Here is a 16,350-nt window from a genome sequence, read left to right as displayed (position 1 = left end):
AGAATGGAGGGTTCATGCGTCCTGAAAAAGGAACACCGGGCGCGGAAAGGGACTTTCTCCCTCTTCACGGGATTGATTACATTGAGTTTTACGTCGGGAACGCCAGGCAGGCTGCCCATTTCTATCGATCCGCCTTCGGCATGAAGCTGGTTGCCTATCAGGGCCCCGAAACCGGCAGCCGCGACCGCTCTTCCTACGTTGTTCAGCAGGACAAAATCCGCTTCGTGCTTACTACGGCCTTGCACCCGGACCATCCCATCACGGAGCACATCCGGCTTCACGGCGACGGAGTCAAAGACATTGCCTTTTCAGTGGACGATGCTGGTTCTGCATATCGGGAGACCACGCGACGAGGCGCCAAAGGCGTGCGCGAGACGATTGTGCTGCGCGACGAACAGGGAGAACTGCGGGAATCGGCCATCGCGGTGTATGGCGACACCATCCACACATTTGTCGAGCGCAAGAATTACAGCGGCGTGTTCATGCCGGGGTTCGTTCCGAGCCAAGAGCCTGACCGCACCGTCCAGCCCGTCGGCCTGAAACACATCGACCACGTAGTCGCCAACGTGGGCTGGGGGGAAATGAACCGGTGGGTGCAATTCTATGAGCGGGTCATGGGATTCCGCCTCTACCAGCACTTCGACGACAAGGATGTCAGCACGGAGTACTCCGCGCTCATGTCAAAAGTGATGGCCAGCAGCAACGAAAGCATCAAACTCCCGATCAATGAGCCTGCGGCCGGGAAAAAGAAATCTCAGATTGAAGAATACCTCGACTTCTACAAGAGCCCTGGCGTGCAACACATCGCACTGTCTACGCAGGACATGATCGGGACCGTTTCCCGGATGCTGGATCTGGGCGTCGAGTTTCTACGCGTGCCGCCGACCTACTATGCGGAACTGGCAAAGCGCGTGGGCAGGATCGATGAACCGGCAGACCGCGTGGCGGAGTTGGGTGTTCTGGTGGATCGCGACGACGAAGGCTACATGCTGCAGATTTTCACCCGACCGGTCGAAGACCGCCCCACGCTCTTTTTCGAAGTCATCCAGCGGAAGGGGAGCCGCAGCTTCGGCAAAGGCAATTTCAAGGCACTCTTCGAAGCCATTGAGCGGGAACAAGCTTTGCGAGGGAACCTGTGAAAAAGAGCTCGGCCACAGGTCTCACGAATTTCCCTCATGGATCCATGAGCTCCATTGTCTGCAGGGCTATTTCGTGAAACCCGCGGGATCCGCGGCCGCGTTGAGTTTTGGAGGCAGGTATGTATCTCTTCAAGAAAGGAAAGGTGGCGAAGCAGGCACATGTCGGTCTGCCGGAAGGCACCTTTGAAGAAGAACATGGGCGCCGGGGCTTCTACGGCAAATCGGCGCATCTTTACCACACTCATCCCCCCACCGGATGGGTCCGGATCGAGGGAAAGCTCAGGCCGCACTGTTTTGACTGCAATAAGCTCGAGCCCGGCGATGCAAATGATCCCCAGGGCGGACCAATCCCCTTTCTGGGAAACAAAGACCTGCGGCTCTCGGTCTCGCGCCGTTCCGTTGCCATGCCATTCTACTATCGCAACGCGGACGGCGACGAACTGATCTTCGTGCATCGTGGGCAGGGCAAGGTCGAAACCGACTTTGGGCCTTTGAGCTATGAGAAAGGCGACTACATCGTAGTGCCGAAAGCCGTAACCTATCGGATTCTGCCCGCCACCACGGACAACTTCTTCCTGATCATCCAGTCTCGTGGAGAGTACGAACAGCCGAACCGGGGTCTGGCCGGGCAACATGCGCTTTACGACCCGGCGTTGATCGTTACTCCGGAGCCGGTGCCGGCCCCGGGGCCGGATCGTGAGTGGGAAGTCCGCATCAAAGTGGACGACGAGCTCTCTTCCGTGGTTTACCCTTTCAATCCCCTGGATGTGGTCGGATGGAAGGGGGATCTCACGGTCTGGAAGATCAACGTGAAGGATATCTGCCCGCTCATGAGCCCTCGGGCTCACCTGCCGCCCAGCGCCCACACCACGCTCGTGACGGAAGGAGCGGTGATCTGCACCTTCGTCCCGCGTCCTCTCGAAGAGGCGCCGGAAGCCATGCGGGTGCCTTTCTTCCATCGCAACTCGGACTACGACGAGTTCATCTTCTACCACGACGGCGATTTTTTCAGCAAAGACAACATGCGCGCGGGCATGGCGACGCTGCATCCACGGGGCATGCATCACGGCCCGCACCCGAACGCGCTTCGAAACCAGAAACTCAGAGCCCGCACCAACGAGTATGCCGTAATGCTGGACGCCGCGGCCGGGCTGGAGATCTCTTCGGCTGCCGCAGAGGTCGAGTGGGAAGACTACTGGAAAAGCTGGATGGAACAACAGTAGCCAACGACGAATAGGAGCGGCGGCTGACTAGACCGCCTCGAGCTTTGGGCTCCGCCCGAGCACCGGCTTCCGCGCCGAGCCCTGGAATTCCGAAGAGTGATGCCGATGAAGTTCATGAAGCTGTTTTGGGCAACGACAGCCAATGTCTTGGGTCTGGCATTCTTCTGCGCCGTCTTTGTCGGCCAGGCGGGGGATTCCTACGCCAAAACCCTGGTGGCGGACCCGAAGGCAAATCCGAGCAAGCCCAATTACTATCGAAACCTGGTGGGGCAGTTGCGGCCGGGTGATGTGCTCCAGCTGCCCGCCGGCATTTATCCTGAGCGGCTCAATCTGAGCGGTATTCAGGGAAGACCGAATGCATGGATCACCATCACAGGACCCGAATCGGGTTCACCTGCTGTGGTTACAACCTCATCAACCTGCTGCAACAACGTTCAACTCGGCAATACCTGGTATGTAGCGATCAAGAATCTTACGATTGACAGCGCGAGTCTCGACGGCATTGATGGCATCAACGCCAAGGATGGAGTCACCCACGACATTCTCATCGAAAACTGCATGCTCAAAGGTCAAGGCTCGCATCAGGCGACGATCGGGATTTCAACAAAATCCACAGCGTGGAACTGGATCATTCGCCGTAACCAGATCATTCAAGCCGGAACGGGACTCTACCTCGGCAGTTCAGATGGCAGTGCTCCATTTGTTGCGGGTGTAATCGAAAACAATCTGATTGTGGATACAATCGGTTACAACATGGAGATCAAATTCCAGAGGCCATACGCGCATGTTTCGGGAATGCCGTCGGGACCGAACAGGACGATTATACGCAATAACGTCTTCATCAAGAAAAGAGCTCAGGCAGACTGGCCGCCCATGCCCGACGGCACCTCTCGTCTGAGCGGCCCGCGACCGAATCTGCTGGTAGGCGGTTTCCCCAACACCGGCCTCGGCTCCGAGGATCTGTACGACATTTACGGCAACCTGTTTTACAGGAACCCCGATGAGGCCCTCCTGCAGGCGTCAGGGCGAGTGGCGATTCACGACAACATCTTTGTGGGTGCCAGTGACGCTGCTATCCGGCTTCAGCACCACGACCTGCCACTTAAGCTGGCTTATGTTTACAGTAACACCATTTATGGCGGTCCGGTGGGCATCGCTCTTAACACCACGGCCACTCATGCCGACGCCATCGTTGGCAACCTCATATTTGCAGAGATCCCCATCGGCGGAACCCCCAGGAATTTCCACGACAACATCGTCGATACCGCTGCCCACGCGGGAAATTATCTAAAGAACCCGTCGTTGACGCTCGGTGCTATGGACTTTTATCCCTTGCCGGGAAAGTGTCAGGGCTCACCTCTTGATTTTTCGCTGTTTTCTGCAAGTACGGAGGATACCTACGATTTTAATGGAAACTCCAAGGGCAATAACACTTTTCGTGGAGCCTATGCCGGTGACGGCACAAATCCCGGTTGGGCATTGAGCGAAGGAATCAAAGCCATTAAAGCCAGATTTGATCTGAGGGGGCAGACCCTTCGCGTCCAGGCGGTTATCCACACCGGATTATTCGACGATGAAGAGCGGTTTGAATTCGAAGCTCGAGTAATTGGGCCTAAGGCGCGCGGTGTTGTAATACCTGCTTACATCCACGACCCGCTTCTGGCTCGTGACAACTTCCAGGGGAGCGTTGTCATATTTCCCGTCCCTCAGAATCACCAGCTGGCCGTGGATTCCCTTAAGGATCAGGTCGAGTGCCAGATTACCGAAAGCCATGGGCGCGATCGAATCGATCGAATCCGGATGGCCGCAGCGCACCAGGTAGCCCAGGCGCTGGCTGATCACATCAATTCGCCGGCCGTGGTTAAATTTTGCCGACCTCTCCTTCAACTGATATGAGATGACATCGCCGATTCCGCCCAGTTTTTTATGACCGTAGGCATCGGTCTCCTGGTGGCTGAAGATCATCTCACTCCCCTCGAACATGGCTCCCTCGGATATCAGCACAACGGAGTAGCGGCTGGGATTGGTAAAGCGGTCCGCAACCATCAGTTCGGTGAGGTGATCGATGTTGAATTTGTATTCGGGGATGACACAGCGATTGGCAGCGCCGGCCATGGTGGGTAGCAGGGCGGTATAGCCAGCATATCTTCCGAATACCTCGATCACCAGGAACCGTTCATGCGAACCTGCAGACGTCCTGAGACTGTGCGTCATCTCCAGGATTCTGGTGACACAGGTGCTGAATCCGATGCAGTAGTCCGTGCCCGGGACATCGTTGTCCATCGTCTTCGGGATGGCTACGATCTTGAACCCTTCATTGTGAAGCCGCACCGCATAGCTGAGTGTGTCATCCCCGCCTATCGGGATGAGGTAGTCGATGCCGAGGAAGGCGAGGTTGCGGAGGACCTCGGGAGTCAGATCATTGACTTCATCCCGATACTTGTCCCTAACGTGCGTCGGAACATTCGCTTTCGGCACGTGGCTTGGCCGGGTGCGAGAAGTATGCAAAAAGGTGCCGCCGGTCCGGCCGACCCGATTGACGATTTCTTCGGTCAGAGGCTGGTACCTGTCACTGTTGTCGGCCGACCTGTCCGGCACGATCTCCATGATGCCGGCCCAGCCCCGACGGATCCCGATGACCTCATATCCCTCGCGCTGGGCGCGAATCGTGACGGCCCGGATCGCCGGATTGAGACCCGGTACGTCGCCTCCTCCCGTCAGAATCCCGATGATTCCCTTTCTCCCGCCGGCATTACTCATGACTGCTGCCCCCTGTCCGGGATGTAGTAACGAGATTTCCTATAAATCAACAATAGGACGATGACGCAGGAATAACAATCCGATTGTACTCTCTTTGCTGCGGGATGGGATTCCCGGCTCCTGGAACCTCAAAGGCTCCGAGACACCAAGGCATAAGCAAGGCCAACACAAGCAGCTTCTCAGAGTCTTCCAGTCTTCAGGTCCCGGCGGTTCAGTCCTCCAGCCGGTCCAAGCGTGTGTTCGGCTCGGGTACAGGCCAAACCTGCGAGAAATGCTCCTGATGCAGATAGGAATGGATTCCACCCTCCACAGCTTGCATCCTCTCCCAAGCTTCGGACTGGGACTGGTGGCAGCGGATTGCGCCCAACTTGTACTCCAAGTAGCGGGAGACATCAATCACGTGGGTGATTTCATCCTCGGGTATCGGCGCCAGCTTTCTGTGACTGATCCGGCGAGCTTGCTCCGGGGATATCCCGTATGCGATCAGTCGAGGCGGCCGGCTTCGCTCTTGAACCGCCTGCAGGCACCAGCGCGCCGCGGTTTGGTGATCGGGGTGGCCTGAGATGCCGGCAGAGTGGAAGGTGATGAGAGCGTCGGGAAGAAAAGTCTCGATCTCGTTCCGGATAATGGCGAGACCGTGCTCTGCAGGCAGTTCTGCAAGTTTCCCATCCGGGAGGTGGTAGATGTCCAGGGCGGACAAATGGAGGGCCACGGCCGAGCAGCGGAGTTCCTCGGAACGGAGGCGAGCGAGTTCGCGTGGCGTGAGGTGGTTTGCCGGGCCGAGCGTCCCGGCTTCCCCGTGAGTCAGCGTGGCCAGGCGCACCGTATGTCCGGCCAGAGAGTAACGGGACAGGGTGCCGCCGGGACCGAATGCCTCGTCGTCCGGGTGGGCAAAAACGGCGAGAATCTTCATGCTGCTCTGCGGCCTCCTCTTCTAAAGATTAGGTGGTACAGCGCCCAATCTCAAGCCGGAGATCACAGAGAGAAAGAGGGGGCAAGACACATCCATGCTCTGCGATCTCAGCGGGTTCGCCGTTGAAATCTTCTGGATGCAGCTATGCCACGGTGCGCTCATATCACTTCCTTTCCGGGCCCCGTGTGTTGCACTCAATCTTCGCCAACTCATGTAAAATAGGCGCTGTACGGAGGCCGGAGCCACTATGCCCGCAAACCTCACTCCGCAATATCTCGCTGCCGAGCTGCGGTTCAAGAACGCCGCAACCGTCCCGGAAAAGATAGAAGCGCTCGAAGAGATGATGGCGCTGATTCCCAAGCACAAAGGTACGGAAAAAATGCGGGCCGCCCTGAGGCAGAAGATGGCACGGCTTCTGGAAGAGAAGGAAAAAAGGTTTGGCGTGTCGAAGGCCTCGGTCATATACACCGTGCCGAGGGAAGGGGCCGGCCAGGTGGTCCTCATAGGTGCGCCCAATGTAGGCAAGTCATCCCTGCTGGCGCGGTTTACCCACGCGACGCCCGAGGTCGCCGAGTACCCTTTCACAACGCGTTTGCCACAACCCGGCATGATGCCCGTTGAAGACATCCAGATCCAGTTAGTGGATCTGCCGCCGGTCGCGGTGGAAGTCTACAAACCCTGGATAGGGAGCATCGTGCGGCAGGCGGACCTGGTCTTGCTGGTCGTCGATCTGGGTAGCGACGAGCTCCTTGAACAGGTCGAGGGTGTCCTTAGAATTCTCGAGGAGTCGAAGATTCATCTGATCGGCAAGAGTTCCGAGGAGCAGGGCACACAGCTGCCCGGGATCGCATTCTGCCGTGCACTGCTCATCGCCAACAAGTCCGATGCGGTGCAGGCAGCGGAAAACCTGGGGATTTTATCGGAGCTCTTCCAGCCGCGATTTGAAATCGTACCGGTCTCGACGGCCTCCGGCCAGGGCCTGGAAGAGCTGCGGCGGATCATCTTCGAGAGGCTGGGCATCATTCGCATCTACACCAAAGTTCCCGGTAAAAAACTTGATCCGGCGACCGCGCCGTTTGTGCTCAGGAACGGCAGCACTGTAATCGACGCAGCACGTGCCGTGCACCGGGACTTTGTGTACACCCTGCGCTTTGCCAGGGTGTGGAGTTCGGAAAAGTCCAAGCGCTCCGTAAAGCACGATGGTCAAATGGTGGAGAGGACCCATCGGCTCGAGGATGGCGATATCCTCGAACTGCACAAGTGACGGCGGCACGCTGCCGTCAGCCAAAACAGCAACCACGAAATCCACGAAACCGGTTTTCGCATCTTTCGTGATTGCCGAGTTCGCGGCAGCCCACGGGCACAGCCAGTGGCTGATGCCCGAGGCAAAACGAATTTTAGAGCAAAATCGAAAGAGAGGTCTGCTAAACTTGCGTCGGTCCATGGTGTGCAGCATCAGACCGGGTCTATGCCCGTGTCCTTTTCAAACCATATTGGCATAAGGCTGCTGTCGATATGCGGATCTCTGATCTTATCGATCATTGAGGAACAATCCATGTCAATGGGACTTGATACCATCATTATCATTATTCTGGTTGTCGGTGCCATCGGCGGGCTGATTTATCTCCAGCGCGTGAGCGCCAAGAAGCAAACGGAACCCCCGGCCGCACCGAAGAAGTAGCCGGGGAAGACACCAACCGGCAATGCAATTCGCAAAAACCGCAAAGACCCCGAAGATTGTATCCGAATGTTGTGAGGTCTTTGCGCTTCACGGTACCGGGCAGCAGCGCGGCACAAGTGTTACAATGGCTGCTGCATGTTGCCTACCTTTCACCCTCTGGTCCGAGAATGGTTCGAACGCAAGTTTTCGGTGCCGACCGCGGCTCAGGCACAGGGCTGGCCGGCGATTGCCAGCGGCCGCCACACGCTGATTTCCGCTCCCACGGGTTCCGGCAAGACTCTAGCCGCCTTTCTCGTCTGCATTGACCGTCTGTTGCGAGCCTCCCTTCAAGGTGAACTCCCCGACTCCTCCCAGGTTGTCTATGTTTCCCCGCTCAAGGCCCTGTCCAACGACGTGCACAAAAATCTTTCCGTGCCCCTGCGCGAAATCGTGGAGTCGGCGCACAGCCGTGGCGTCGCGCTGCCGGAGATTCGGATCGCACTGCGCACCGGGGACACACCGGCCTACGAGCGTCAGGTCATGGCACGCAGGCCGCCGCACATCTGGATTACGACGCCCGAATCACTCTACCTTCTGCTCACCTCTCCGAGCGGCCGCCGCAGCCTGCGAGGTGTCCGCACCCTGATCCTCGACGAAATCCACGCCGTAGTCGGCAACAAGCGGGGGAGCCATCTGGCTTTGAGCGTGGAGAGGCTGTGCGCTCTTGCCGGGGAGCCTGTGACACGGATCGGGCTGAGCGCGACCCAGCGTCCGATCGAAGAAGTCGCACGGTTTCTGGTCGGCAGCGCGCGTGACGACGCCGGTGACAAGCCCGACTGCGCGATCATCGACATCGGCCACCGGCGTGATTCCGATATCCAGGTGGAAATGCCGGGCGCCGAACTCGGCCCGATCGCCACCCACGAGCTTTGGGATGAAGTTGTGGGCCGAATCGCCGCGCTGGCGCAGGCGCATCGCACGACCCTGGTTTTTGTCAACACGCGCCGTCTGGTCGAGAGGGTCGCCCACCTCCTGTCCCAGATCATGGGTGAGGACGTGGTCGTAGCCCATCACGGCAGCCTGTCCCGCAAGACCAGACTGCTGGCGGAGGAACGCCTGAAATCAGGGGATGCGCGGGTGGCCGTGGCCACGGCTTCGCTCGAGCTGGGCATCGACGTCGGCTCGGTGGATTTGGTGTGTCAGATCGGATCGCCGCGCTCGATTGGCGCGCTCTTGCAGCGCGTCGGGCGCTCAAGCCATTGGTTGGGTGGAATTCCCAAGGGGCGGCTCTTCCCCCTGACGCGTGACGAGCTGATCGAGTGTGCAGCCCTCCTGTTCGCCTTGCGGCGCGGTGATCTCGACCGGTTGAGCATTCCGCCGTGGCCTCTGGACATTCTGGCGCAGCAGGTCGTCGCGATGGCCAGTGCGGAGGAGTTGCGCGTCGAGGATCTCTATCGCACCGTGCGGCGTGCGTATCCCTATCGCGAGCTTCCGCGCCCCCACTTCGATGGCGTGGTGCGCATGCTGTCGGAGGACATTGCGCCCCGTCTGGGACGGCGCGGGGTCTATCTTCATTACGACCGCATCCACGGCGTTCTGAGAGGCCGGAGGGGAGCTCGCCTATCGGCGCTCACTTGCGGTGGAGCCATTCCGGACAATGCGGATTACGATGTCGTTGCGGACCCGGACGGCACGTACCTGGGGAGCGTGACCGAGGATTTTGCGGTCGAGAGCGTGGCCGGCGATGTTTTCCTGCTGGGCAATTCCTCCTGGCGCATCCGGCGCGTAGAGCGCGGCAAGGTTCGCGTCGAAGACGCGCACGGGCTGTCGCCCTCCGTTCCATTCTGGCTGGGCGAGGCCCCATCCCGGACGAACGAGCTGGCTCAGGCAGTCTCGGAGGTGCGGTCAGGAATCGAAGAACGTCTGGGCAATCCTGAGTCTTGCATGAACTGGCTGACGGCCGCCGTGGGGCTGCCGCTTGCCGGCGCGGAACAGGCACTGCGATATATGGCCGAAGGAAAGCGGGTGCTCGGCGCAGTTCCCACACTGGAGCGCATCGCCGCAGAGCGTTTCTTCGACGAGAGCGGCGGGATGCAGCTCGTCCTGCACTCGCCATGGGGAGCCAGGATCAACCGTGCCTGGGGCCTGGCACTGCGCAAGCGTTTCTGCCGCAGTTTCGATTTCGAGCTGCAGGCATCCGCAACGGATGACGGCATTGTCCTTTCGCTCGGTCCCCAGCATTCGTTTCCGCTCGAGGAGATCGCGCACTTCCTCAGGGCCCGGCAGGTGAAGGACACCCTCGTGCAGGCGGTGCTGGCTTCCCCGATCTTCACCACGCGCTGGCGCTGGACCCTGACACGGTCTCTGGCGCTGCTTCGGTTTGACCACGGCAGGCGCGTGCCCGCGGCCATCCAGCGCATGCGCTCCGATGATCTCCTCAGCGCCGTCTTTCCGGCCCAAACGCAGTGCCAGGACAACCGTGCGCCTCAGGACATCGCGATCCCGGACCATCCGCTCGTGTTCGAGACGTTGCGGGACTGCCTTACCGAAGCACTTGACCTCGCAGGCCTGCAGCGGATTCTGGAAAGGATCGAGCAAGGGGGGATTGAACTGCGGGCAAAGGACACGCCGATCCCTTCTGTTTTCGCGCACCAGATCCTGAACTCGATGCCGTATGCCTTTCTGGATGATGCGCCTCTCGAGGAGCGGCGGGCTCGCGCGGTCTTCCTGAGGCGCGTGCTGCCCGAGGATGCCGCTGATCTCGGCAGGCTGGACCCCGGAAGCAATCCGGGAAGCGGCAGCGGACGCCTGGTCGATAGCCCGCAATCCGGAAGAACTGCACGACCTGCTCTTCAGCCTGATCCTGTTTCCAGAAGCGCAACTCACCCGGCTGCCGGAAGATGCCCCACGATGGTTGGACTCATTGGAGCGCGCAGACCGGGCGTGCCGCGCGTCGTTGCCCGGAGGCAATTACTGGATGGCAGCGGAGCACCGGGAACTCCTGGGAAACCCCGAGAAACTATCCAAGGATACCCCTGCCGTACCGGATCCCGGCCTGACTATCGCCGTGGTGCGCGGGTGGGTCGAGGTGAGTGGTCCCCTGACGGCAAGCAGACTGGCCGCGATTCTCGGATTCGAGGCCGGCTCTGTGCGTGCGGCGCTGGTCGCGTTGGAAGGCGAAGGCCTGGTATTGCGGGGTCGTTTTGCCGAAGCAGGTGACGAAGAGGAGTTCTGCGACCGAAGGATTCTGGCGCGCATTCACCGCGCCACCATCGCGCGGCTGCGGCGCGAGATCGAGCCCGTGCCCGCCGCGATTTTTCTCGGCTTCTTGTTCTCCTGGCAGCACGTCGAGCCGGGCAGACGGCTCGAGGGTGAGTCCGGCCTGCTCGAAGTCATCGAGCAGCTTCAAGGCTTTGAGGCAGCCGCGGCCGCCTGGGAGGCTGAGATTCTGCCTGCGAGAGTACGCAATTATCAGCCGGCGTTGCTCGACGGCCTCTGTCTTACCGGGGAAGTAGCCTGGGGGCGGTGGGCGCGTCGGGCCACGCAGGCGGAAGTGCCGGCGCGGAGGCCGGGCCTGACACGTAACGCGACGCTCGGCCTGGCAATGCGTGCCGACGTCCACTGGTTGCTGGATGGGATTCCGCCGGATGAGGAAGCGCTCTCGGCAACGGCGCGCGGCGTGCTTGCATTCATGCGCGGGCATGGGGCTTCGTTTTTCGCGGAAATGACGTCGGGCACGCACCGCCTTCCGGCTGAGGTGGAAGAGGCGCTATGGCAGCTCGTGGCTGCCGGACTGGTGACGGCCGACGCCTTCGAGGGATTGAGAGCGCTGGTCACCGGTGAGGCGAAGCGCTGGGACCGATCACCCCGCCGGCGCCGCGGTCCGCGGCGCACTCGCGTCGGGCGCTGGTCACTGCTTGTGCCTCACGAACCGCCACCCCAGAACCGACCGGAGCTCTGGGCGCGCCAGTACCTGCGACGCTATGGCATCCTCCTGCGCGAGTTGCTCGTGCGCGAAGCGCCGGCTCCGCTTTGGAGGGAGCTGCTGCCGGTGCTGCGGCGCATGGAAGCGCGGGGCGAAATCCGCGGCGGGCGCTTCATTGCCGGATGCACCGGAGAACAGTTCGCTTTGCCGGAAGCGGTCGACGGTCTGCGCGCAGTGCGGAAACGCGAACCGGCGGGCCTGTTCCTGCGCCTCTCGGCCTGCGACCCGTTGAATCTCGTCGGCACCCTCACGCCGGGAGCCCGGATTCCCTCGCTCCTGGGTAACCGCGTGGTCTTCCGTGATGGCGTGCCCGTTGCTGCAGTCGAAGCGGGAGAGACCCGGCTCCTGTCCCGGGTGGAGCCGGCGGAGCGTCCCGTGCTGGATCGCATGCTCGATCCCCGCCCGGCGTCGGCATTTGACGAACCAGGCCCTGGCGGCGACACGGAGGTTATCGTTCGAGACTGAACGTGCAAATACCTCCCAAACCAGATCGCGGTCCTCAGGTGGTTCTTTCGTGGGCGGGCCGTCCGCGCCTGGTCACGTGCCCGTGCATAACGATCTGTTCCATTACCTGACGGGCCACGTTAGCCGGCACTGCGAGCGGCCGGGTGGGGTCGGGTTCGAGCGCTTGGCAGGGTAGAGTATTAATCCCAACCAACTCCCCGCGCTGATTGATGAGTGCACCGCCCTGGATGCCCGCGGGCACGTCATTAAGGGTTTGGATAAATCGCGGATGGTCTTCGCCATCCTCGTCTGGTATCCCTGTGGCACTGATGATTCCAAGAGCCACGGTATTGCCGCCTTCGAGCGGACTGCCGATTGCCACGGTGAAATCTCCGAACGCGATCTTCGAGGAGTCGCCAAATCTAAGGTAGGGAAGATCTCGTGCGTCCACTCGGAGCACTGCAATGTCCGTGACTGCGTCGGTGCCCACGAGGTGGGCGAGAAACCGCTCATTGTCCGCCAGACAAATGGTGATCTCCGTCGCCCCCTGCACCAAGCGGCTGCTCGTGAGCAATGGCCCCTCGGGTCCAACCAGGACTCCGGAGCCATGAACGATTTCGCACGCGCCCGGGCGGTTGATGAGTTCGCCGGTTTCAGGCGTGCGGGTGTCGGTGACGGACCGCTGCCAGCTTACCGCCGCCGGTCCGCCGACCGGCGCCCTCGCGACTCGCGTCGCAGTGATGCTCACCACGGCGGGTAAGACCCGCTTGATTGCGGGCGCGAAAGTGTGCAGCACATCCGCCTGGGCACGCTTGGTTTTCACGGCTATTCTGGAATTCAGGCCCTCGGGTCCCCAGACCGCAGGCACCAGGCCGGCCAGCAGGCCGAAAGCAAATGCCAGAGCCAGAGATCCCATCGCCGCCCTGCGAGAGATGCGCAATGCTCTCCCCCTCATAGATCCTCCCGTGAAAGACGGCCAAGGATCGCACCGGCTCTGTGCAAAAGCTATCCCTCGAACTACTGAAAACCCGGTTTTTTAACCAGTAGGCGCCCGTACTGGATTTACGGTACCCGAGTGACAGGTCTTGAGTCCGGAGATTAAAAGACGAGGGGCCCGGGCATTGCCCAGGCCCTGATCGATGGCAGGCACTTAGATGGGAGCGTTCCCGCCGCGCGGGAACGCCGCTTGATGCGGATCAAATGCAGGGTCGCGCTTCGCTCCAGTACATGTCTTGTTGAACCTTGGCGAGGAAGCCTCCCAGAGCGCTGTCCCGCTCGCGACAAGCATTCGGGACGGAGGCTTCCTTCACCTCCTGTGGTCAGGTGCCCCAGGTTCCGATAACACCCGCCCGGGATCCTGGTTCTCGCATTTTCCCGATGGTCGTACTTTAATCCAGCGATCCCTTTGCCAGCTTCAAAGAACCGATCAACGGCCTTCCCAAGGAACCCTGATCGTTTAGCTAAGCTGCGGATAGGATCGCACTCTCCCTCTCGCGCCACAATCCCGTGAAATCCAGAATATCCGGTCACCCGAATGCCTAGGGCTCCTTACGGTGTTTGCGGTAGCTCTCTTGAGAGGTCGGGAGTCGGAGGTCGGAATCAGACTTCGATGATCTTGTTGCGAATGGCGTAATGGATGAGATCGCTGATCGAATGAAGGTTGAGCTTGCTGAGCACATTCCTGCGATGTGTTTCCGCCGTCTTAACACTGATGCCGAGGATGGAGGCCACTTCTTTGTTGCTCTTTCCTTCTGCCAGCAGCTGAACGATCTCCCGCTCGCGATGTGTAAGCCGGTCCGATGTGGACTCCTCTTGGGATTTGCTGGACTTGAGGAAATCACGGAGCACCATCTCGGAGACTGCTGAAGTGAAGAACGGCTTGTGCTGACGCAGAGTGTCCACGGCGGTGAGCAGGTTGCGACCCGCGTCCGATTTGAGAACATAGCCCCGGGCACCGGCGGCGAGCACCTGGCGTGCCACGTGTTCGGAATCGTGGATGGTGAGGATAAGCACTTCGGACTGGGGCGCGGCTTTCACTATCTGGCGGGTTGCCTCGAGCCCGTTCAACTCGGGCATGCTGATGTCGAGAACCACCACGTCCGGCCTCAGTTTTTCTGCCTTCTTGACCGCATCCCTCCCCGTAATCGCCTCGCCGACCACCTCCCACCCCGGCTGCGATTCCAGGAGGGTGCACACTCCACGCCGAACCACTTCATGGTCGTCTGCCACCAGTATGCGAACCGGTTTCATGATTCACCCCCAGGCGGTGGCCGGCGTGGCCGCGTCTTCTGATAGCTACTCATTGAGGTCTTGTCGGGCCTGCGGGCCACGCGCGCGTGGGACTGCCCGGTGGGAAACCCTGCTGCGCGCCCTTGCGAAACCTGATTCAGCGTTCCCCACAGCAGAGAGGAGATGTCGCCCAAAGACCCCTCAGTTCTGATTATCGGTTCACTCCATTTCTATCTCAAGGCCTTTTTAGGATTTTGGGTTTTCCCGGAAGTGCTTCCCGGGATGACAATGGGGCCGAAGTGGGGTATACAGAAGGCTCCCGCCGCATGGCGATGACTTGGGCGGGCCTCGAATATTTGTTCAATCTGCTGTTTCTATGAGGATATGGAAATCATGAATGGCCACGAGTCGCCGAGGAAGCTCTTCGCAGACCGAATCTACAGGATGGGAGTGGAAAACGCCTTCAAGATTGGCCCTCACATCATCCGGGTCGAGAGCGGAGGGCACAAAGTTGTTCGTTTGAATCTGGGAGAGCCGGATTTTGACATGCCGCCTTTTGTGAGAGATGAAGTAAAGCGGCAACTGGATCTGGGGAACACGCGCTATTGCGACCCCCAAGGTATTTTGCCTCTGCGCCAGACCATCGCGAGCCAGATGAAGCAGATGCGCGGGTTGAGTGTGTCGCCAGAACAGATCGTCGTTTTTCCGGGCGGGAAGCCGTCGATAGGTTTTTGCCTCCACGCCTACTGCAATTCCGGAGATGAAGTCATCTATCCCAGCCCCGGTTTCCCGATTTATGAATCCTTCACGCTTTATTTGGGCGCGATTCCCGTTCCGCTTCATTTGTCGGAGAGAAACAGTTTCGCCTTTACGCCCGAACAGCTCGAAGAGCTTATCACCGACAAGACCCGCCTGATCATGCTGAACTTTCCGTCGAACCCGACCGGCGGCGTTGCGACTGTGGAACAACTGAGAGGCATCGCCGAGGTGATCACACGCAGGTGCAGCCCGGACGTGCGCGTGTATTCGGATGAGATCTACGAATACATCCTCTTCGACGGGAGGAAGCACACCTCCATCGCTTCATTTCCGGGAATGCAGGAGCGAACCGTCATTGCAAGCGGGTTTTCGAAGACTTTTGCCTGGACCGGCGGCCGCATCGGGTACGCCGTCTTTCCGACTGCGGAAGAGGCCGGCATTATCAAGAACCTGAACATCCACTACTTTTCCTGCATCCCTCCTTTCACCCAGGAAGGAGCCCGAGTCGCCTTTGAACATCCGGACAGCAAGAAGACCATCGCCAGGATGGTCAGCACCTTCCAGCAGCGGCGCGACATCATCGTGAAGAAGATCAACGAGATTGACGGTATACGTTGTCAAATCCCCGGAGGTGCGTTCTATCTCTACCCGAATATCGCCGATGTCTGCGAGCGCATCGGTGCCATCGATGCGTACCACCGCCTCCCAGATGGTCTGCGACAATCGACTTCGCCTTCCACGCTGTTCCAGATGTTCCTCCTCTACCACCACTACCTGGCTACGCTGGACAGAAACTCCTTCTGCCAAATAGGTGCTGAGGGACAACATTATCTGCGCCTCTCCATTGCTTCGGAACTTGAAGTGCTGGAGGAAGGGGTGCGTCGTCTGAAGGCAGCTGCCGAGGATGCGGCGGGCTTCGGCAATTTCATGAAAACCCTGGCCCGAGACGTCATCTGACCGAACAACCATGGAATACCCCGTAGGAAAAGCCAGAGCAGCCATGAATGACAAGGAAGACAGGGAAGTGCTTTCGTATTACCAACCTGCAAATGCTTTGCGGCCCGGAAAGGACTTTATCACGGCGCCTGCGTTCATCTGCGGCTAGCAGTTTCTGCGATCTCAGCGCACTCCGCGTCGAGATTGCCCGGATGGGATTACGCGCCGCGTTCTTCCCGACCGGGTATTTCAGCTTCTCTGGAAGATGATCCTGCCGCCCATGATAGTGGTGTCGACTCCGA

8 protein-coding genes and 1 pseudogene are annotated in these 16,350 nt (G+C 59.8%); 5 read left to right on the top strand and 4 right to left on the bottom strand.

The window, feature by feature from the left end:
* Positions 1-14: 14 nt before the first annotated feature.
* Together hppD and LAP85_12995 are read left to right on the top strand one after the other, a co-directional pair.
* Entirely contained in the window at positions 15-1,139 is a 1,125-nt protein-coding gene (hppD, locus tag LAP85_13000) for a 4-hydroxyphenylpyruvate dioxygenase (protein ID MBZ5497313.1), read from the top strand.
* 119 nt (positions 1,140-1,258) lie between these two features.
* Positions 1,259-2,362 (top strand): homogentisate 1,2-dioxygenase, encoded by a 1,104-nt coding sequence (locus LAP85_12995; GenBank protein ID MBZ5497312.1) that lies wholly within the window; start codon positions 1,259-1,261, stop codon positions 2,360-2,362.
* Positions 2,363-3,925: 1,563 nt separating this feature from the next.
* Here the strand turns inward: LAP85_12995 and LAP85_12990 are convergent.
* Positions 3,926-5,122, bottom strand: coding sequence for an ATP-dependent 6-phosphofructokinase (locus LAP85_12990; protein ID MBZ5497311.1), 1,197 nt, complete (start codon positions 5,120-5,122; stop codon positions 3,926-3,928).
* 211 nt (positions 5,123-5,333) lie between these two features.
* Positions 5,334-6,035, bottom strand: coding sequence for a PIG-L family deacetylase (locus tag LAP85_12985; GenBank protein ID MBZ5497310.1), 702 nt, complete (start codon positions 6,033-6,035; stop codon positions 5,334-5,336).
* A 247-nt stretch (positions 6,036-6,282) separates the two neighbouring features.
* On the opposite strand from LAP85_12985, the gene LAP85_12980 reads away from it, so the two are divergent.
* Both LAP85_12980 and LAP85_12975 read left to right on the top strand, forming a co-directional pair.
* Positions 6,283-7,299 carry a 50S ribosome-binding GTPase gene (locus LAP85_12980; protein MBZ5497309.1) on the top strand — a complete coding sequence of 339 codons (1,017 nt, stop codon included), beginning with the start codon at positions 6,283-6,285 and terminating at the stop codon, positions 7,297-7,299.
* A 552-nt stretch (positions 7,300-7,851) separates the two neighbouring features.
* A pseudogene (locus LAP85_12975) lies at positions 7,852-12,145 on the top strand (DEAD/DEAH box helicase).
* 34 nt (positions 12,146-12,179) lie between these two features.
* On the opposite strand, the gene LAP85_12970 reads toward LAP85_12975, so the two are convergent.
* Both LAP85_12970 and LAP85_12965 read right to left on the bottom strand, forming a co-directional pair.
* On the bottom strand, positions 12,180-13,079 hold the full coding sequence (locus tag LAP85_12970) for a trypsin-like peptidase domain-containing protein (protein ID MBZ5497308.1): 900 nt from the start codon (positions 13,077-13,079) through the stop codon (positions 12,180-12,182).
* A 644-nt stretch (positions 13,080-13,723) separates the two neighbouring features.
* Positions 13,724-14,374: a response regulator transcription factor gene (locus LAP85_12965; GenBank protein ID MBZ5497307.1), complete on the bottom strand. Its 651-nt coding sequence runs from the start codon at positions 14,372-14,374 to the stop codon at positions 13,724-13,726.
* A gap of 372 nt (positions 14,375-14,746) precedes the next feature.
* Between LAP85_12965 and LAP85_12960 the strand changes: the two genes are divergently transcribed.
* Positions 14,747-16,069, top strand: a complete 1,323-nt coding sequence (locus LAP85_12960) for an aminotransferase class I/II-fold pyridoxal phosphate-dependent enzyme (GenBank protein MBZ5497306.1) — start codon at positions 14,747-14,749, stop codon at positions 16,067-16,069.
* Positions 16,070-16,350 lie beyond the last annotated feature (281 nt).

This window comes from Terriglobia bacterium (assembly GCA_020072565.1).
GTDB lineage: Bacteria > Acidobacteriota > UBA6911 > UBA6911 > UBA6911 > JAFNAG01.
Note: the sequence above shows the minus strand (reverse complement) of the source record. Positions and strands in the feature narration are given on the sequence as shown.